Below are 18,181 nucleotides of genomic sequence, written 5' to 3' on the forward strand. Positions count from 1 at the left end.
TTTTATGACCCCACTCGAATTTAAACAAGCAGCTTAACCTCTACTAACGACTGGCTTGCCGAATGGGGAAGCGTACAGCCCGCTTTCTGCAGCTCATTGACCACGGTTGCGAAGTCAACATCTAATCCCTTGCGCTGTAGTTCCAGGATAGCCCGGTATACATGCTGGTGGGCTGGGAAGTGAAAAATATCGACCTGAGAGCCAAAACTTTCCTGAATAATGCGTAGTGCTGGCGCTTCGAGCAGCGCTGCGCCGAGTACTGCCTCTTCAAGTGTGCGGTCGTTGAGAGGGTGTAAGGATTGGTCGGCAGATTTCATAGGATAGGCTGCTGAACAGTGCCTTTGGCGTGCAAGTCGCCAATGCTGCCGTGGAGAGTGGGAGAGGAGCTACTAGCTTGCGCGGCCAACAGGAGCGCATCCTTTGCCCGGTCATTGTTCAGGTAGCTGATAATCCATTTCCGCCAGCGGGGGAGGGATAGAGCTAGGGTATTGTCGCGAGCCGTTGCGAGCATTTGCAGGCGGTAGGTTTCGATATCCACGTGCGCATAGTTACCTTCTCGCAGAATGCGAACAAAGTGCTCGGCATTCACTAGGGGACTATCATCAGCACTCAGTTCATCCGTCGTCGTGCGCGGACCGACTGTCTGGTTTGATAAGGAAGAACGAGTTTTCTTTACTGATGAGGCAGTATTTTCCAGCCTATCGGGGAGCTGACAAGTCCCATAACCCTCGCTCAACACCGGAAAAGACTGGAGTTTACTACGACTATTTTCCAGGGTATCATCAGCGCCTAGTAGGTGGTCATGGGTAGCCAGCCAGTAGGTGGTGGGGTAGCGCTTATGGCCTGGCTGATAAGTAAGCAGACCAGCGCTTTGAAGCTTAGTCCGCGCGGCTATCAGCGTTTTTTCGGTAATGTTTAGGCTGACGTACAGCAGCTGATTGGAGTGTTGGAAGGGGTTCTTCCAGCGGAGGCCGTTGCATATAGCAAGCAAGGCAAAATATAGGGCCGTTTCGGCGGGGGTAAAGCTTGCTTCGCGGTGTCGTTGCCAGAAGCGATTGAGGAGTTTAATGTAATCCATGATGGATTCAAAGTGAACTGCAGAGCTGAAGCCTCGTAAAGGCCAGAATTCTGAAGCAGGTCATGCGCCCGAAAGAGGGATAGCATGAGATAAAGGCGATGATTGGGGCGCCTCAAGGCAATGAGGGCTAGGGTAGGTGCCGAACCGTAGAGAGCTACAGAATATGCGCCATACATTTAGCGGCTTTTTCTGCCAGTCTTTACCGTGCGCTGCTGGCCTTGCAAGGCCGCTAATACCTCATGGCGCTTGAGGTAAGTGCGCCCCCCAATTTTGTAGTAGCACAGCAGGCCTTTGCGCTTCCACTCGTGAACGGTCTGCAGGCAGACGTCGAGCATGGCGGCAGCTTCTCGCACCGTGAGTAGTTGTTCGGCCTCAGGCTCCTTCGAGGAAGGGATGGCCAATGTGTTCTGGACTTCCCCACGCACTAAGGCGCGGAGGTCTTCCAGTAGTTGGGTGTAGAGTACACCCGATAAAATGACTTGTTGCATGGTATCGCACTTCGGGGTTGTGAGCGAAGTGGGACAAAGGTGGGGTCCTAGCGAATCAGCCTGCAAGCGACCATCTATCGGATAATCTATCCCCGGCCTAAATCATCTATTATTTGTCGGCTTAGCTCGGCATCAGGCGGCGAGCGGTAAGCTCGGCAGCCGTTAGAGCCATGTAGTCCCCGGCAGCTAGTTTTTGCTTGTAAAGGACCGTGCGAACTTCGACGCCGTAGCGTTGACCAAAGAATTCGTTCAGTTCAGCGACGGTACCCGTAACCAGTCCTCTAGCATACAAGGCCCGGTGAAATCCTATCAGGGCGCTCTTTTTCTTAGGGCCAAGTATATAGCGGCCGTGTTTTATAAGCCCGACCGTCGTGGCAATTTCATCAGCCAGTTCAAGGGTAAGTGGCGCTAGGCAAGGGTTGCCCAAGACCGACGCCGCTGGCGCTTGCTCCGCAGCGACCTGCCGAGCCGCCCGGCTTTTAAGTTGGTCAAGCAAGCGAAGCGCCCGGCCCACCGCTGGCGACTTAAGCGCGTCAGCGGCGCGCAGGATGTCGGCCAGATAGCCATAGCCAAGCTTGTCCTGAAGTTCGGGGTGTGCGGCGCAGAATTCCCTCAAGTAAGGTTCAATATCGTGCAGGGGTCGGCTGCTCACCTGCGTGTAAAAAGCCGCATCAAAGTCTTTGTGAAAAGGTGTCTGCCGCCCAAAATATGCGTGACGCTCCTGCAAGCGAGTTTCGAACAGGTCGTCGGCGCGCTCGCCACCTTCTTCGTACCAAGCGGTACGGATATCCATCATAAGGCAATGCATCGCCTGCCAACTCATGGTAGCCGTGTTTTTAATGCCAAAAGCAGCAGCTACCCGGCGAGCCACCGCTAGTACAGCGGCATCCTGCCGCGCACGATAAAGGGTAATTTCTTCGTCGGTCATGTGAAGAGTAACGCTTTTATTACACCCGGGCCGGCTCGTACACGCGGGCAAATTCAGTTAGCACGGCATCCTCGGTTACGTTCACATACCGGCTGAATGACTTCAGGTCTTTGTGGCCGGTGATTTTCATAATCAGTTCGGGCCGGAGCTGGTCCTCCAGCGCCAGCGTTACGAAGGTTCGGCGGGCAGTGTGGGTGGTTACGAACTCGTATTTGGGTGCCGTGTGCGCGTAACGCTTGCCCCCAGCGTAGTGAATGCGCTCGGTGAGTGTTTCGATGCCAGCCAGGGCCGCTAGCTCTTTCAGGTAGCGATTCAATGTCTGATTCGGCAAAGGGCGCAGAGTGCCATCTACTACCCGTTCCAGTAGTGGCCGTGCTTCTGGTCGGATGGGTATAATAAGCGTGGTGCGCGTTTTCTGGGTCGTCAGTCGCAAGCGGTCCGGTTGAATGTGCTCGGGGCGGAGGGCGGCAACGTCCGAAAAACGCAGCCCCGTGTAGACCCCCAGCAGAAACAGGGCCCGGGCATTGTCAAGGGGGCGGTGCTGGGTCAGGTCCAACGTGGCCAGGGCCATTACCTCGGCCCGGGTGAGCGTGAGAATATCAGGCTCCCGGCGCTGCCAGCTTATTTTTTTATACTCCGGATTGACTGGATACCCCTGCTCACTGGCCCAGCCCAGAAAGCACTTAAGAATAACCAAATTTTTGCGCACAGCCGTATCCCGGAGCTGACGGTGCGTAAGCAGGTACTCGGCCAGGCGCTTGGCGAACGCAGTACCAACAGCCTGAAAGGTCAGCATACTCTTGCCCGTGGCCTGCAGGTCGCGCAGGTGACGTAGGGTTGTGCGGTAGGTGCGAAGGGTGTTCGGCGTATGGGTAAGGGCGCGGCCGGTTATCCAGTCGGCAAATAACTCCAGCATTCCAGCGGTAGTCGTGGTGCCCGGTGAAGCGTCAGGAGCAGCAGAGGCAATGGCTTCCTTCAACTGAGAAGCTGTTGGCAGCAGCCCTTCGGCGCGATATTGACCGTAGCAGTCCAATAGGCTCGTCTCAGCCGTATCAAGAGCATCGTTTAAGTGTCCGTTTCCCTCGTTCCCGCGCCCCCGAACTTGTGCCCGCTGGGCATCCTTAACCCACTTCGCGGGGTGGATACTTAAGCCCGTGTACACCTTGATGCGGCCGCCTTCGTGGGCCAGGAAAGCGAAGATTGCCGTTGGGCGGTCGACCTTGGGGTCCTTTAGGTGAAACGACACAGTTGCCATAGTTTTGCAGTGTTGGTTACGGCTTCAAATGTAACACAGAACAACAAAATCCGGGGTACAGCTGGGGGTACAATAAAGCCGTTTCAAGCCGACCGTCTTCCGACACAAACCGACTAGTGAAATAAGAAAAACCCCTTCACGTGCTACTAGAGGCTGTTTTTTGCTCAGAAGCAATCGGGTTTCATCAAGTGGTTCGATTCTTAGCGCGACCACTTTTTTAATTCAAAAACCGCCCCGGCAAGCTGCTGAGGCGGTTTTTTTGTTGCAGATGCAGGGTAGTTGGTTTCAACACTACTTAGCGCTGAAGCGCACGCCGCTGTAGAGCACCGGGCTGGACTGGGTTTTCAGGGGCTCGATGCGGACGCGGCGGTTGTTGTCGCGTACGTTGGCAAGCTGGAGCAGAGGAGTGTAATCGGCGGTGGCGCCGTGGGCAGTGCGAATAAAAAAGTCGTGGACCTGACGGGTTTGGGAGTTGAAGCTTACGAGCAGCGTGGTCGTGTCGCGGGCGAATATTTTGGTCCACTCGGTGGGGCCACTCTGGTACTGGCGGGCGTTGGGGTCGTCGGCGCGGCCCTGGGTTTTGCCGAGCAGGCTGGAACGAACTTGGTCAATGTCCTGGCCCAGCAGAGCAGGCACGTCGAACACGGCGCCGCCGGCAGTGGGGCTGCTGGGGCGGTCGGCGACGGCGCAGCTGGTGAGGAGCAGGAGGGCGAAAAAAGCAAGATAGCGCATGGTGGGACGAAGCAAAATGTGAAAAGCAGCCAAGTGCGGCTTGCGGCTGCCTACGCGGGATTACGGCCGGAGTTCCGTTCTTTACGGCTCTCTCAAGCATCTTTCATTATGCCCTTCGTACAAATTGATGGCAAGCTGAGCTGGGTCAACGACCAGCCCCAGCCCGCCAAGGCCCAACGCCAGCTTATCGAGCAGGCTGCCCAATTGCTGGCCAGTCAGGAAGCTAAAAGTGACTACGCCTGCGTGCCACTGACACCGCCGGGCCAGGCGCCGGTGAGCGTGTGTTTCCGGCGAGAGGGTGACGAATGGGTGTTTGATAAGATGGAATAGAAACGAGGGGCGGTAGCATCTTTAGGGGAGCGGGGCCGTATAGCAAGGCCAACTATTCTTTCCATTTTCCCGAATTACCATGAACACCAAGCCTCTTTTCGCCGCTTTTGCCCTGAGTTTTGCCGTAGCCGCTCCCAGTTTCGCGCAGGACATGAAAACCAAAAGCGACGGCGACAAAACCAAAACCACTACCAAAGGCATGACGGTGAAAACCAAAGCTGAAGCCGATGGTAAAATGAAAGTTAAAGGCAAGTCGGATGACGGCGCCAAGATGAAAGCTACCACCAAGCCGCGCGAAGATGGCCCGGGCATGAGTGGCAAAGGCGTGATGGTGGGCGGTGCCCTGATGAGGCCCGACAAAGACATCGTGGACAACGCTGCTGGCTCAAAAGAGCACACCACGCTGGTAGCCGCCGTGAAAGCCGCTAACCTCGTAACCACGCTGAAAAGCGCCGGGCCTTTCACCGTATTCGCGCCCACCGATGCCGCCTTCAACAAGCTGCCCGGTGGCGCTTTGAACAACTTGCTGCAGCCCGATATGCAGCCCATGCTGGCCAAAATCCTGACGTACCATGTGGTGGCGGGCCGCCTATTGGCCTCCGACCTCAAAGATGGTCAGACCCTGACCACTGTGGAGGGCGAAACGCTACAGGTAGAACGTAAAGGCAACATGGTGATGCTGACCGATGCCAAAGGTGGCACGGCTAACGTGACCATTCCCAACGTGGTATCGAGCAACGGCGTGACGCACGTTATTGATACTGTGCTGATGCCGGCTAAGTAGCCTGTTTCATGAGGGAATAGCTTTCCCAATGCAAAAGGCCCGCTACACTGTGTAGCGGGCCTTTTGCATTGGGAAAGCTTGTAAAAAGCTAACAGCTTAAAAAAACTACTGACTGATAACCAGGCGGCGGGTGGCCACGCTGCCATCAGGCAATGCCAGGCGCACGATGTAAACGCCGTTGGGCAGTGCGCCCAGATCCAGCTGACGCTGGCCGGCCTGGGCGGCGGGCTGCTCCCAGGCGGTGCGGCCCAGGGCGTCGAGCACGGTGGCGCGGGCAAAAGCCGGGCCTTCGATGCTGACGCTGCCGCGGCTGGGGTTGGGGTAGAGGCGGAAGGCAGCCGCGTCGCGCACGGGGGGCGTGGTGGCCGAAAGGACGTTGTTATTCATTACGGGCTGCATCATCAGGGCGCCAGCTACCACGTCGGCGCTGGTTATCTCACTCCATGTGCCATACACTGATTTCCAAAGCGTTTGCGGGGGGATGCGAGTGTTCCGGTCCAGGCCGTATTCGAGAATGCGGCCCTGGCTGGGCTGCCCGTAACCGACGTAGAAAGTGCCCGTCACCGGCACCGGCGTGTCGAAGGCCAACTCGACGTATTGGCTGCCGGCGGGCAGCGGGTAATTAATGGCAAAGGATTTCGTAGCCAAAGCAGTATTGGCCGGGTGGCCATTGTCATCAGCCCACACGCCGATGATGACCGAGCGAGTGGCAAGGTCGGCCGTGAACACCGGGTAAAGCCGCAACGCCTGCACCTGGTCGGCCTGATTGGCCACGAAGCGGTAGGCAAAAAAACCAGGCTGACCGACGGCAAGGGCCGGGAAGTTGATGGCCGACTCGGGCGTGCCATCGTCGTAGGCGTAGTAATTGCTCAACGTTACATCGCGGAAGATGGTATCGTTAGGCAAGGTGCGGGCATCCGTTTCCTGCGACGACAGCACCAGCGTGTAGCGCAGGCGTTTGGCCTCGGGCGTAAGCGGAATGGGCACCTGCGTGGCATCGCCCACCAGGTTGGTGACGCGCACGGGCAGCGTGGTGAGGTTGGTCGTGGTATTGCCCCAGGTACCCAGATTGATGCCCGTGCCCAAGTCGCGCACCGTACCCAACCATTGCGTGGGGAGCGGCGGCGGCGGCGGGTTCAGGTTCTGCGCCTTAATGCCCAGCTCCGGGTTAAGCTCGCTGCCGGGCGCAGCGGCGTTGTACTGCCACACGGGCATGGCCGTGTAGTGCCGCAGCGGGTTGCTGAGGCCGGCATGGTAGAGGGTGTCAATACCAGCGCTGGTGGCTACATCGGCCGTGACGGTATCGGCGAGGGCGCCGGTGGCGGTATTGGGACCGCGGCCGTTTTCCAGGCGTACGTAGTCCACACTCCAGGTGTCGGCGGCATAGGCCGAGCGGCCGGTGGCGATGAAGCGAAACTGAAACGTGCCGTGCAGGTAAGCGGCCTCAATGGGCAGCACCACCTGGCGAAAGGGCAAGGTCCGGCGGTTACTGCCCGCGGGCCGCTTCGGCCAGCCGGTAGGCGAAAGCCAGCGGCCATTGCTGGCCTTAAACTGCAGGTCGAAGCTCACGTTGCTGCTGCTGGTGCTGCTGGCCGGGGCGCCTATGAGGCTGCCTTCCTGCCAGGCGAAGCTCAGGAATATCTGGTCGGCAGCCGAGGCGCCTGCCAGGTCGATGGGCAGCGAGGTCAACGTGTCAGTGGCTGAATAGGGCGAGCCGCCGTTCGGGGGGAAATTGGTGTAGCCCGTACCATCGGCCTTCAGCCCGTCGAACGTGACGGCGCCCCGCGTGGGTGGGTTGATAGCGAAGCGGTTGCTGACCAGCGTGCCCCCGGCCTGCATCCAGAGGTCGGCCCGGGGCGCGCCTTCCAGCGGCGTGGTGAAGTCGTCGAAAAATGGCAGGCTCAGGGCGGTGGTGCGGCGCTGGTCGGCGCGGCTGGCGGCCGTGGGGGCGTAGCGGGCCCGGCCGGGGTCGGCCCCCAGCGGGCGCACTTCAATCGACTGAGCGGCGGCGCTGCCGGCCAGCAGCAACAAGGCGGGCAGCACCCCACGGTGCCAGATGCGGAAGAGTAGCGTCATACGAAATGCAAAAACCTGTGGGCCCTGTAACGTGCCCGAACTCGAAATAATTGCCCTCGACGCTATTGGGCAATCCACAAATCCACGAGCTGGCCGGTGCGGGTGGTGGCATCGGGGCCGGCGGCGGGGCGCTGGCGCACCACGGTGCCGGGCGTCTGGCCCGCCTCGGCGGGCTGCGGGAATTTTTCGCCCACCTGCAGGCCCTGGCCTACCAGTAGGGTAATGGCCTCATCCTCGGGCATGTTTACGAGGTTGGGTACGGCAAATTCCTGGTTGCCCTGGCCGTCGCCCACCACCAGGTCCACCTTGGTGCCTTTGGCAATGGGAGCGCCGGGCGCAATTTCCTTACCGTTCACGAGCTGCTTGAGCACGGCGTTCTGGGCCAGGTCGGGCACGAGCTGAATCTGGCCCACCACGAGGTCGTAGCTCTGCAGGATGAGCTGGGCATTCTTCACCGAGCCGTCGGTGAGCTTGGGCATTTTGATGACCGGCGGGTTTTTCATGCTCACCTGCAGGTATATTTTGCGGCCCTCCTTCACTTTCTCGCCGGGCGCGGGGTCCTGGGTGAGCACGGTAAAGGGCTGGGTGCTGGGGTTGTAGCTGGAGTCATCGACGAAGTAGGCGAGGTTGCGCTCGTCGAGGTAGTCTTCGAGGTCGGCCAGCTTCATGCCCGTTACCTTGGGCACGGTGATGGTTTCGCCGTGGTGGGTGGTGATGGGCAGATACACGTAGAAAAAGCCCAGCACCAGCAGCAGGGCTGCCACGCCAATGATGACGAGGTGCTTGAAAACGTCGGCCGGAGAGTTGGCGGAGAAGAAGGACATAGGGAGTATGAAGAACGTCAACTCCCCTCCTTTCCAAGGAGGGGATGTTTCAGCGCAGCTGAAACGGGGGTGGTTCGCCCGGTCGCGCCGTTTGCGCCGAAGGGGAGTGGTAAAGTTCGGGAGTGGTTTGTAATTCGTGCTGTTATCTCTCTAACGGCGCGGGAGGCCTAACCACCCCCGTTTTGCCTGCGGCAAAACATCCCCTCCTTAGCAGGAGGGGAGTTTTTCGTTCAGCCGATTTTCGCCTGCCGCTGCTTGCCAAACTCCAGAATCCTATCCACGAACTGGTAGGGCGTGTAGCCGGCCAGGGCCGTCTGGTGGAAAATGCAGGTGGCGGGCGTCATGCCGGGCAGCGAGTTTACTTCGATGATGAGCACCTCGACGGCGCCGCCGGCGCGCACCCGCACGAAGGCGTCGATGCGGGCGTACCCCTGGATATCGAGCACTTCGGCCACGCGGCGCAGCACGGCTTTCACTTCGTTGCTGATGCGCTGGCGCTCGGCGGGGGCGGGGGCGTAGCGGGCGGGGGTAATGTTCTGGCCCTCGCCGGCCAGGAATTTCTCTTCCAAACTCAGCACTTCGCCGGTGGCCAGGGCCTCGCTGGCCTCAAAGACTTCGATATCGAGCTGGCCGTCTTCGTCATAGCTGGTGAGCAGGCCGCCCGTGATTTCGAGGAAGTGTTGGGCGCCGTCGCGGCTGATGAGGGTTTCGACCAAGAAGGCGTCCTTCTGGGGAAATTCTTCCTTGAAGCCCAGGTGCAGCACCTCGGCGGGGGCGGGCAGCAGGTCTTCCTGCTCGCGGAAAATCAGCTCCGCAAAGGCTTCCAGTTCGGCGCGGGTCTTGATTTTCTTCACCGCCGAGGAGCAGCCGTCGTCGGCGGGCTTGGCGATGAAGGGGTAAGGGAACTGGGCCTCCAGCTCGGCGTAGAAGGCGGCCGGGTCGGCCTGCCAGGCCAGCTTGTCGGCCATGCGGTGCTCGGCCACGCGCAGGCCAGCATCGCGCAGGCGCTTGTTGGTTTCGAATTTGTTGATGGTGACGCTGCTGCTGGCCACGCCCGAGCCATTATAGGGCAGGCCCAGCTTTTCGAGCTCCACCTGCAGAGCGCCGTCCTCGCCGGGGCGGCCGTGCAGGGCGATGAAAACTTCATCGGCCATTTGCCCCAGTTCCGCGAAGCTGATGCGGTGCGGCGCAGCGATACCCTGCCCGGCGTAGGTGCTGGTGATGCCGCCCGCCTCGCGCCGGATGCGCTCCAGGATGGGATGGCTGGCGTGCCCGGCCTCGGCGTGCTCGATTTTCTCTTTGATGTCGTCGGCGTTATCCTTCAGCATCACGTTGATGGGCAGCACGTAGAGCTTGTGCTCCTGGGCCGAGCCGGTGAGGAACACCGGCACCGGCGCGTACTTCACCGACGAGGCCAGCTTCTCATAAATATTCCGCCCGCTTTCCACCGAGATGTGCCGCTCGGAGGAGTAGCCGCCCATGATGACGGCCACCCGGATGCGCTCGGTATCGGCATTTTTGCGCGAGGCCACGGCGGTATCGAGCTGCGCCAGCAGCTGCTGCAGCTTGATGGGCCGCAAGCCGCCGCGGTGCCGGGCCGCCAGCGAGGTGCGGATGAGGAAGGTGAGGAATTGACTGGGGTTGAGCCCGATTTCGGCGGCCTGGTGGAAGAAGAACGAGGCCGGCAGCATGCCCGAGGTGGTGTTCGGGTCGTTCAGATACAACTGGCCGTCCGGGCTCACAAAGCCGTCGAGACGAGCATACACCTGAAAGCCAAAGGTGCGGAACATCTCCTCGCAGGCCTCGCGGATGCGCTGGATGTCGGCCTCGGGCAGGTCGATGGGGGTGACCTTGCGAGCCAGGCCGGGCAGGTACTTCGAGCGGTAGTCGAACACCTCGGTGCCTTTCACGATTTCGGTGGGGGGCAGGGCCAGGGGCTGGCCGTTCTGGTCTTCCACCACGATGCAGCTGAACTCGCGGCCGGCCACGAAGGCCTCCACCAGCACCTGCGTCTCGCCGTCGACGTTGGTCAGACGGATTTCCTCGGCCGTCTCGAACCGCTCATTGAGGGTGAAGAGCAGGGTTTCGGGGTGGTAGATGGGGGCGGTTTCGTCGTTGAGCACCACCGGCAGGCCGATGCCCTCGCGGATGTCCGTCAGGTGCTGCACCCAGGTCAGCTGGTCCTTCTCGCCCAGGCGCCGCCACTCGGCGCGGGTCAGGGTTTTGCGGAAAAGGCTGCGCTCGACGGCGGCTTCAAATTTCTCCAGACTGGCCTCCTTGAGAATGCTCACGCCGATGCTGCTGCCCTGGCGGGGTGCCTTGAGCACCAGCGGCAAACCCAGCTCACGGCTAAGGTAGGCCAGGGTGGCGGCGTGGTCCGTCGTGTCCCACTCGGCGGCCGTGATGGTGCGGAAATCCGGCGTGGGGTGGCCGGTGGCCTTCAGCAGGCGCTTCTGGGCCACTTTATCAATACCGAAGGCCGAGGGCAGGATGCCGGAGCCGGAGTACGGAATGCCCAGCCACTCCAGCAGGCCCTGGATGGAGCCATCTTCGCCAGCGGGGCCATGCAGGGCCAGGAAGGCGAAGTCCATGAGCAACGGCAATTCGTTGATTTGCACTTGGCGGCCCACTTTGGCAATGGCGTGAAACTCTTGCTCGTGGGTGAGCGGGCCGAGACTTTCGATGTACACCTGCACGGGGTGCAGGGTAGGGGGGAGCACCTCCACGGGGGGGTAGAAGTCGCGGATGGTGCCCTTGTAGATAAACTGCCAGTCGAGCAGAATGAAGTTGCCCAGGCTGTCGACAAAGATGGGCACGGGCTGAAACAGGCCCTTGTCCAGGTTGTCGAAGACGGTGCGGCCGCCCGCAAAGGAAATCTCCCGCTCGCGGGAAGGGCCACCGAAGAAAATACCGATTCTCATGCTCATAATAGGAGTGCAAAGGTAACGAGTGCCAGGGAAGCGCCGAACGAGCAGAACGAGGACGCAAGAACAAAGCTCCCCTCCTTGGAAAGGAGGGGATGTGAGGCGCGAAGAGCGCCGAACGGGGGTGGTTGGCCCGCTCGCGCCGGTAGAACTCCGTTTCGCCCTGTTACTGCCCAAACTTTCGCGCTCATCCGTCGTTCTTTCGGCGCGAGCGGGCCAACCACCCCCGTTTTGCCTGCGGCAAAACATCCCCTCCTTTCCAAGGAGGGGAGTTTTACGTTCTTTGCACTTTCAACTCTGACCTTATACCACCACACCAACCATGAACACCCTCGACACCTACAACTTTGCCGGCAAGCGCGCCGTGGTGCGCGTCGACTTCAACGTGCCGCTGGATAAAAGCCTGCACATCACCGACGACACCCGCATCCGGGCGGCTACTCCCACAGTGGCCAAAATCCTCAACGACGGCGGCTCGGTGGTGCTGATTTCGCACTTGGGGCGGCCCAAGGGCGGGCCCGAGGACAAGTATTCGCTCTCGCACATCGTGGACCGGCTGAGCAAGGAGTACGGTCGCGAAGTGAAATTCGCTCCCGACGTGGCCAGCGAGGCCGCCGTGCAAATGGCCCAGGCTCTGCAGCCGGGCGAGGTGCTACTGTGCGAAAACCTGCGCTTCTATAAAGAGGAAGAAGGCGGCGACCTAGCCTTCGCCAGCAAGCTGGCTCGGCTGGGCGACGTGTACGTGAACGACGCCTTCGGCACGGCCCACCGCGCCCACGCCTCCACGGCCGTGATGGCGGCCAACTTTGCGCCGGCCGACCGCGTGGGCGGCTACCTGCTGGCTTCGGAAATCGACAACGCCCAGAAGGTGCTCGACAAGCCGGAGCGGCCGTTCACGGCCATCATGGGCGGGGCCAAGATTTCGGATAAGATTCTCATTATCGAGAAGCTGCTGGACAAGGTGGACAACCTGCTCATCGGGGGCGGTATGGCCTACACCTTTGCGGTGGCCGGGGGCGGCGAGGTAGGCAGCTCGCTGCTGGAAGCCGACAAGGTAGAGCTGGCCAAACAGCTCATCGCCAAAGCCAAAGCCAAGGGTGTAAACCTGGTGCTGCCCGCCGACAGCACCATTGCCGATAAGTTCGCCAACGACGCCAACGTGGACGTGGCCGACAACCACCACATCCCGGCCGGCTGGATGGGGCTGGACCTGGGCCCCGAAAGCCGCGAGGTGTTTGCCAGCATCATCCGCGACTCGAAAACCATCCTGTGGAACGGGCCGATGGGCGTGTTCGAGATGTCGAACTTCGCCGTGGGTACCGAGTTCGTGGCGCAGGCCATTGCCGAGGCTACCGAAGCCGGGGCCTACTCGCTCATCGGCGGGGGCGACTCGGCGGCGGCCGTGCAGCAGCTGGGCTTCGGCGAGCGGGTGAGCTACATCAGTACCGGCGGCGGCGCGCTGCTGGAATTTATGGAAGGCAAGGAGCTGCCGGGCGTGACGGCGCTGGGGTAACCGGTCGGGTTTTTCAGGAACCGCGAAGTAGAAGGCGCGGCTGGGCAACGTATTCGTTGGCCAGCCGCGCTTTACTTTTGGACTTTACTCACATTTCAATTGTCGGCTGCCTTCATGCGTTCTTTCTACATCCTGTTTGTATGGTTATGCGGGCTGAGTCAATTGGTACTGGCCGAATCGACTCCGCCCGTAGCAAGCGCTACCGGCCGCCCCCTGGCCGAAGCCCTGGCCCCCGATGGCACGTTGCGCCCGGGGCTTAGCGGTTCTTTCAACCCGGCCGGCTACGAACTGGTGAGCATGGCTGGGGCTCACCGGCCGCAGTTTCGGCCGGTGCAGACCCGGCGGGTGCAGGGCCCGGGCGACGAAAGGTGGCAGACGGGGTTTGGTACGCCGGGCATTGCCGGGCCGGTGCAGGCGCTGGTGTGCCGAGGAACGGAGGTGTATGCCGGAGGAATTTTGACAGTCTCCGGCCAAGTATCCACTTCGTGCGCTGCGAGGTGGGATGGCACGGCCTGGGCCGACATGAGCGCCGGGCTTCGGGGACCGGCAAACGCCTTGGCTATCGACAGCAGCGGCACCCTGTATGCCGGGGGCATTGTGTCGGCGCCCTCGGGGCCGACGACCGGCTACCTAGCCCGCTGGACGGGCACTACCTGGGTGCAACTCGGCCCAAGCCTGAATAACTTGGTGACTGCGCTGGCCTGCGATAGGCGCGGCAACGTGTATGTGGGGGGAAGCTTTACCCAGGCCGGCAGCGTGCCGTCGCCATACGTGGCGCGCTGGAATGGCATGGCCTGGGACGGCCTGCCCGCAGGCGTACCCAGCACCGTGCTGGCCCTGGCCGCCGACAGCAGTGGCACGGTGTACGCGGGGGGCGTGATGCTGCAAGGGAGCGTGGCGCAGGGCTTCGTATCGAGTTGCGATGGCAGCAGCTGGACGCAGATAGGCACCATGAACAGCCGGGTGCGCAGCCTGTTGCTGGACAGCACTGGCGTACTGTACGCGGCCGGCAATTTTACCCAGGCCAGCGGCGTGGCGGCCAACTACGTGGCCCGCTGGAATGGCACCGCCTGGAGCGGGCTCGGGGCGGGGCTGAACAATGAAGTGTGGACCGTGATGGCGGACAAGCGCGGGGGGCTGCTACTGGGCGGCGACTTCACGCAGGCCGGCGGAAGCGTGGCCAACCGCCTGGCCCGCTGGACCGGCACCACCTGGAGCCCCCTGGGCGCGGGCTGCAACAATAAAGTCTACAGCATGGCGGTCCGACCAAATGGGGAGGTGTTCGTGGGCGGTATCTTCGACCTGGCGGGCAGCACGGTGGCCAGCCGCGTAGCGCATTGGAACGATAATACCTGGAACTCGTTGGGCACGGGCCTACTGGGCATCGTGTATGCCTTGGCCGTGGATGGCAGGAGTGGCGATGTATACATCGGCGGCAATTTCCGGCAGGCCGGGGGAAACCCCGATGCCAACTACGTGGCCCGCTGGAACGGCACCGCCTGGCAGCCCCTGGGCACGGGGCTCGATGGCCTGGTGCAAGCCTTGGTGCTGGACGGTGCCGGCAACCTCTATGCCGGGGGATTTTTCACGGAAGCCGGTGGGCAGCCGGCCAGCCGCATTGCCCGCTGGAATGGCAGCACCTGGAGCCCCCTGGGCACCGGCACCAATACCGAAGTGAAAGCCCTGGCGCTGGATGCCAACGGGAATCTTTATGTCGGGGGGCGCTTTAGTCAGGCCGGTGGGGCCGCCGCTGCCAACCTGGCCCGCTGGAATGGCAGCACCTGGAGCCCCCTGGGCACCGGCATGAACAACGAGGTAGATGCACTGCTGCTTGACCGCAACAATGTGCTCTATGCCGGGGGGTATTTCACGCAGGCGGGCGGTGTACCCGCCAACTACCTGGCCCGCTGGAACGGTACCACCTGGCAGCCCCTGGGGGCCGGCACCAACGGCGGCGTATGCGCCCTGACACTGGATGCCACCGGCAACCTCTATGCCGGCGGCTACTTCACCCAGGCGGGCGGGGCCCCGGCGGGCTACCTGGCCCGCTGGAACGGCAGCACCTGGAGCACCCTGGGTCAGGGCGTCAACTATCCCGTGCTGGCGCTGGCCTTTGATGGTCAGGGTAGCTTGTATGCAGGAGGTGCATTTCTGGCGGCCAGCGCCATTCCAGCGCGCCACCTGGCCCGCTGGAATGGTGCGGCCTGGGCTTCCGTTGGCACGGGACTCACTTCCTATGTAATGGCCCTCCAGCCCATCGGTACCGACCGCATCTGCGCCGGTGGCGCGTTTCTCATGGTGGGCGATGGCAGCCGGGTAAGCGCTTGCTTTGGCATTTACACCTCTGCCTTGCTTACGTCTACTGCTCCTGCCACCGCTACTGCCCCGCTGACCCTCTACCCCAACCCAGCTCACGGCAGCGCTACCCTGCGGCTGCCCCCGGCCGAGGCTGCCCACCCCGCCACGGCCGAGCTGCTCGACGCCCTGGGCCGCGTGCAGCGCCGTTACGTGCTGCCGGCCGGCGCCGGCCGCCACGAACTGGGCCTGATGGGCCTGGCGCCTGGCCGCTACACCTTGCGGCTAAGCAGCGGCGGCAGCCAGCCGTTGCTGGTGGAGTAGCGACAAGTGCCCTTACAACAAAAAAGCCCCGCGTTGGCGGGGTTTTTTTGTTGGCAAAACAGTTTCTTAACGGGTAGCCGTGATAACGTGGTAGCCAGTGAGGCTGGGGCTGGCCGTTTCCACGGGCAGCTTCACCCGCAGGCGCGTGTCAAAGGGCAGGCGGATGGTATCCGACGGCATGGCCTGCGGGCCTTCGTGCACGGCGTAGGCACTGAGGGGGCGCCATTCGCCCAGCAGCGAAGGGGCATCGTCTTTGGCACAGCTGGCCAGCAGAGTAGTGAGCAACAGGGCGGGCAAAAGGGTTTTCATAAGCTGGAAGGGGCAGGAATAGTCAGACAACGAAGGTACTGCAAATTAGGGGTGCGGCCGCCTCGCCAACCGGGCGGCCCAGTTAGCTTCGAGGTACACAAAACACGCTTCTGCTGCCATTACTCCAGGCATCCCCGCCGGATTGCGCCCCTAAGCCTCAGCCTTCATCAACTGCTTGGTGACCTTGTGATTGAAATTAGTATCGACCTGCCGGCCAGCTACCCCCCAGGCTGGCTACCGGGCCGCCGGCGCATGCTGATACACCTCCCGGATGACGCCCAGCACCCGTTCCGGGTCCATATGGTGGATGACGTGTACGTAGCCCGGCAGCAGCTGCAGCACACTGTGGTGGTTGCGGGCAATAAGCGCCGAAAAATCCTGGATGCGGTACTTCGTTACCTGGGCCGACCAGGCGGGCTCGTTCAGCTGTAGCTCCCGCGAGAGGGCGGCTTCGCCGCCTTCCACCGGGCTGTTGTAGGCCAGCAGCACCGCCACGGGCACATCGGGCAGCGGTGGCAGGTACTGATACTCGCCAAAGTAATCCGGCTGGTTGGCCTCGGCCGCACGTAGCAGGTCGCCGCGCACATGGGCCGGAATAGCCGCGTCGGTGGCCCCGCGCCGCAGCATCGTGGTAAACACCGCCCGGTAGCCCAGGGCGCTGCCCGACTCCCGGCGAATACGCTCATCGTCGGCCGCCGTGAGCATAAAATTGGTAGGGTCGATGAGCACCAGGCCCGCCACCTCGCCCGGATAGGTAGCGGCAAACAGGCGCACCAGCGCCCCGCCCAGCGAATGCCCCACCAGCAGGTACGGCGGGGCAATCCGCTCGCGTTTCAGCAGGGCGTGCAGGCGCGCCACCACCTCGGCATCGGTGCGCACGTCGGGGTCGGGCTCGGAGCCGCTCAGGCCGGGGCGGGCGTAGGTGAGCCAGGCAATGCCGGCCGCCGAAAGGCCCGGCAGCAGGGGAACGAAGTTCTCGGTGCCCGCGCCCACCCCGCCCTCAAATACCACGATGGGCGCACCCGGGCGGCGCGAGGCCCGCTCGCTCATCTGATACGCCAGCTGCTTGCCTATCACCTGCGTATGGGTGATGGGCGGTAAGTCCTGCGCCTGGATTGGGCGGCTGCCGAGTAGTAAAAGCCCCATGCCGGCGGTAAGAAAGCGGTTCATGCCAGCAAGCTACGCACCACCGCGTCCGCAAGCCGGGCACCTACTTGCCCGGCTTGCGGGCGCGGTCCTGCTCGTGGTAAAAAGCCAGCTCTTCGGTGTAGGGGTCGGTGTCCCATTCCGGCCGCAGCTCATTGATGAGCTGCTGAGTTTTCTGAATAGTCTCGTACAGCTCGGCCGGTACCACTTCGGCGTGTGGGTCGGCTGTGAGCGTGGTGTAGCAGCGCTGCAGCAGCGCCTCCACCTGCAGAATCTCCGGTTTGCCCGGGCCGCTGTTGAGCTTGCCGCGCGCCGTGCGCTTTTGCGGGAAGGTCATTCCTTGGTAGTTGGCCTGGGGCACATACTGGTCCCGTAGCCCGGCCTTGCTTTGCAGGGCCGCACTGGTGCCTACGGTAATGCCGGCGCTAACGAGGCGAATCAGCGGCGACACCTGCGCCCGGGCCGCCAGGGCGGCAGTGATGAAAGCAAGGGAAAGTAGCAGACGCTTCATGGGGGTAGGGTAAAAACAAAGAAGCTGTTTAGGAAGTCGTTTTCAACCGGTCCGACGCCCTAGGGCGTCGGACCGGTTGAAAACGACTTCCTAAACAGCTTCAAAGGCTCGAAGATAGAGTGGACAGGCAAAACTCCCCGCGTGGGCAGGGCTTTGCCCGGGCGCTACTGCTCCGGCGCCACCGTAAAGCCAGCCTCCGCAATGACGTAGCCGGTGCTGTACGTGCCCTTCGGCGCCGCATACTTCTCTTTGAACAGCCGCACTGCGCCGGGCGCTATCGGCTCCTTGATGGGCGTGTCGTACTGCTGCAGCACCCGGCCCTCGGCATCCTGAAACGTCACCTGCAGCACCACGTCGGTATAAATGGCCGCTGTGGCCGTGCTGGTGATGCTGCCCTCCACCACCACCTGGCCCAGCAGGTTGCTGCGGTGCTGCAGCTTTTCCTGCAGGTAGCGCCGCCACTCCTTGCCCTCGCGCTCGGCCAGCTGCCGCCGGCTCTGGGCATACTCCTGGCGGAGCTCGGCCTCGCTGCGCTCGGCAGGCGGCGGGGTGCAGCCAACAACGGTGAGGAGAAGGCAGGAGAGGAGCAGGCGCTGCATTGAAAGGTAGGAGGTAGTGCGACCCGAAGATAGATGGAGGAAGCAAAACGGCCCCTCACGCTACC

Annotated in this window: 17 protein-coding genes; 4 read left to right on the forward strand and 13 right to left on the reverse strand. The window is 61.9% G+C overall.

Going from position 1 to position 18,181, the window contains the following annotated elements; genetic code table 11:
- Positions 1 to 20: 20 nt before the first annotated feature.
- From Q5H93_RS21425 to Q5H93_RS21450, 6 genes are all read right to left on the reverse strand, one after another.
- A complete protein-coding gene (locus tag Q5H93_RS21425) occupies positions 21 to 317 on the reverse strand; it encodes a DnaB-like helicase N-terminal domain-containing protein (protein ID WP_305008753.1) in 297 nt (98 codons plus the stop codon).
- On the reverse strand, positions 314 to 1,078 hold the full coding sequence (locus Q5H93_RS21430) for a hypothetical protein (protein ID WP_305008754.1): 765 nt from the start codon (positions 1,076 to 1,078) through the stop codon (positions 314 to 316). The genes Q5H93_RS21425 and Q5H93_RS21430 overlap by 4 nt, the downstream gene beginning before the upstream one ends.
- 176 nt (positions 1,079 to 1,254) lie before the next feature.
- Entirely contained in the window at positions 1,255 to 1,566 is a 312-nt protein-coding gene (locus Q5H93_RS21435) for a helix-turn-helix domain-containing protein (protein ID WP_305008755.1), read from the reverse strand.
- Between the two features lie 121 nt (positions 1,567 to 1,687).
- On the reverse strand, positions 1,688 to 2,494 hold the full coding sequence (locus tag Q5H93_RS21440) for a hypothetical protein (RefSeq protein WP_305008756.1): 807 nt from the start codon (positions 2,492 to 2,494) through the stop codon (positions 1,688 to 1,690).
- 19 nt (positions 2,495 to 2,513) lie between these two features.
- The gene (locus Q5H93_RS21445) at positions 2,514 to 3,473 is read right to left on the reverse strand and encodes a site-specific integrase (protein WP_305008757.1); all 960 of its coding nucleotides are present in this window, start codon (positions 3,471 to 3,473) and stop codon (positions 2,514 to 2,516) included.
- Between the two features lie 567 nt (positions 3,474 to 4,040).
- Entirely contained in the window at positions 4,041 to 4,481 is a 441-nt protein-coding gene (locus Q5H93_RS21450) for a hypothetical protein (RefSeq protein WP_305008758.1), read from the reverse strand.
- A 108-nt stretch (positions 4,482 to 4,589) separates the two neighbouring features.
- Here Q5H93_RS21450 and Q5H93_RS21455 point away from each other — a divergent pair, with 108 nt between their 5' ends.
- Together Q5H93_RS21455 and Q5H93_RS21460 are read left to right on the forward strand one after the other, a co-directional pair.
- The gene (locus Q5H93_RS21455; protein ID WP_305008759.1) at positions 4,590 to 4,811 is read left to right on the forward strand and encodes a hypothetical protein; all 222 of its coding nucleotides are present in this window, start codon (positions 4,590 to 4,592) and stop codon (positions 4,809 to 4,811) included.
- Positions 4,812 to 4,890: 79 nt separating this feature from the next.
- Complete coding sequence (locus tag Q5H93_RS21460) at positions 4,891 to 5,595, forward strand: fasciclin domain-containing protein (protein WP_369811081.1); 705 nt, start codon at positions 4,891 to 4,893, stop codon at positions 5,593 to 5,595.
- Positions 5,596 to 5,700: 105 nt separating this feature from the next.
- Here the strand turns inward: Q5H93_RS21460 and Q5H93_RS21465 are convergent, their stop codons facing one another.
- The 3 genes from Q5H93_RS21465 to Q5H93_RS21475 form a co-directional block, all read right to left on the reverse strand.
- Positions 5,701 to 7,671 (reverse strand): T9SS type A sorting domain-containing protein, encoded by a 1,971-nt coding sequence (locus tag Q5H93_RS21465; protein WP_305008760.1) that lies wholly within the window; start codon positions 7,669 to 7,671, stop codon positions 5,701 to 5,703.
- A 62-nt stretch (positions 7,672 to 7,733) separates the two neighbouring features.
- Complete coding sequence (locus Q5H93_RS21470) at positions 7,734 to 8,495, reverse strand: PASTA domain-containing protein (protein ID WP_305008761.1); 762 nt, start codon at positions 8,493 to 8,495, stop codon at positions 7,734 to 7,736.
- A 230-nt stretch (positions 8,496 to 8,725) separates the two neighbouring features.
- Entirely contained in the window at positions 8,726 to 11,416 is a 2,691-nt protein-coding gene (locus tag Q5H93_RS21475) for a D-alanine--D-alanine ligase family protein (protein WP_305008869.1), read from the reverse strand.
- A 325-nt stretch (positions 11,417 to 11,741) separates the two neighbouring features.
- On the opposite strand from Q5H93_RS21475, the gene Q5H93_RS21480 reads away from it, so the two are divergent.
- Both Q5H93_RS21480 and Q5H93_RS21485 read left to right on the forward strand, forming a co-directional pair.
- Positions 11,742 to 12,932: a phosphoglycerate kinase gene (locus Q5H93_RS21480; RefSeq protein ID WP_305008762.1), complete on the forward strand. Its 1,191-nt coding sequence runs from the start codon at positions 11,742 to 11,744 to the stop codon at positions 12,930 to 12,932.
- Between the two features lie 114 nt (positions 12,933 to 13,046).
- Positions 13,047 to 15,551 carry a hypothetical protein gene (locus tag Q5H93_RS21485; protein ID WP_305008763.1) on the forward strand — a complete coding sequence of 835 codons (2,505 nt, stop codon included), beginning with the start codon at positions 13,047 to 13,049 and terminating at the stop codon, positions 15,549 to 15,551.
- Between the two features lie 66 nt (positions 15,552 to 15,617).
- Here the strand turns inward: Q5H93_RS21485 and Q5H93_RS21490 are convergent, their stop codons facing one another.
- The 4 genes from Q5H93_RS21490 to Q5H93_RS21505 all read right to left on the reverse strand — a co-directional run bounded on the left by Q5H93_RS21490 (position 15,618) and on the right by Q5H93_RS21505 (position 18,116).
- On the reverse strand, positions 15,618 to 15,860 hold the full coding sequence (locus tag Q5H93_RS21490; protein ID WP_305008764.1) for a hypothetical protein: 243 nt from the start codon (positions 15,858 to 15,860) through the stop codon (positions 15,618 to 15,620).
- Positions 15,861 to 16,094: 234 nt separating this feature from the next.
- Positions 16,095 to 17,030, reverse strand: a complete 936-nt coding sequence (locus tag Q5H93_RS21495) for an alpha/beta fold hydrolase (protein WP_305008765.1) — start codon at positions 17,028 to 17,030, stop codon at positions 16,095 to 16,097.
- Between the two features lie 40 nt (positions 17,031 to 17,070).
- Positions 17,071 to 17,517 (reverse strand): hypothetical protein, encoded by a 447-nt coding sequence (locus tag Q5H93_RS21500; RefSeq protein ID WP_305008766.1) that lies wholly within the window; start codon positions 17,515 to 17,517, stop codon positions 17,071 to 17,073.
- Between the two features lie 164 nt (positions 17,518 to 17,681).
- Positions 17,682 to 18,116 carry a hypothetical protein gene (locus Q5H93_RS21505; RefSeq protein ID WP_305008767.1) on the reverse strand — a complete coding sequence of 145 codons (435 nt, stop codon included), beginning with the start codon at positions 18,114 to 18,116 and terminating at the stop codon, positions 17,682 to 17,684.
- Between the last annotated feature and the right edge of the window lie 65 nt (positions 18,117 to 18,181).

The sequence above is a fragment of the Hymenobacter aranciens genome (assembly GCF_030580865.1).
Classification (GTDB): Bacteria; Bacteroidota; Bacteroidia; order Cytophagales; family Hymenobacteraceae; genus Hymenobacter; species Hymenobacter aranciens.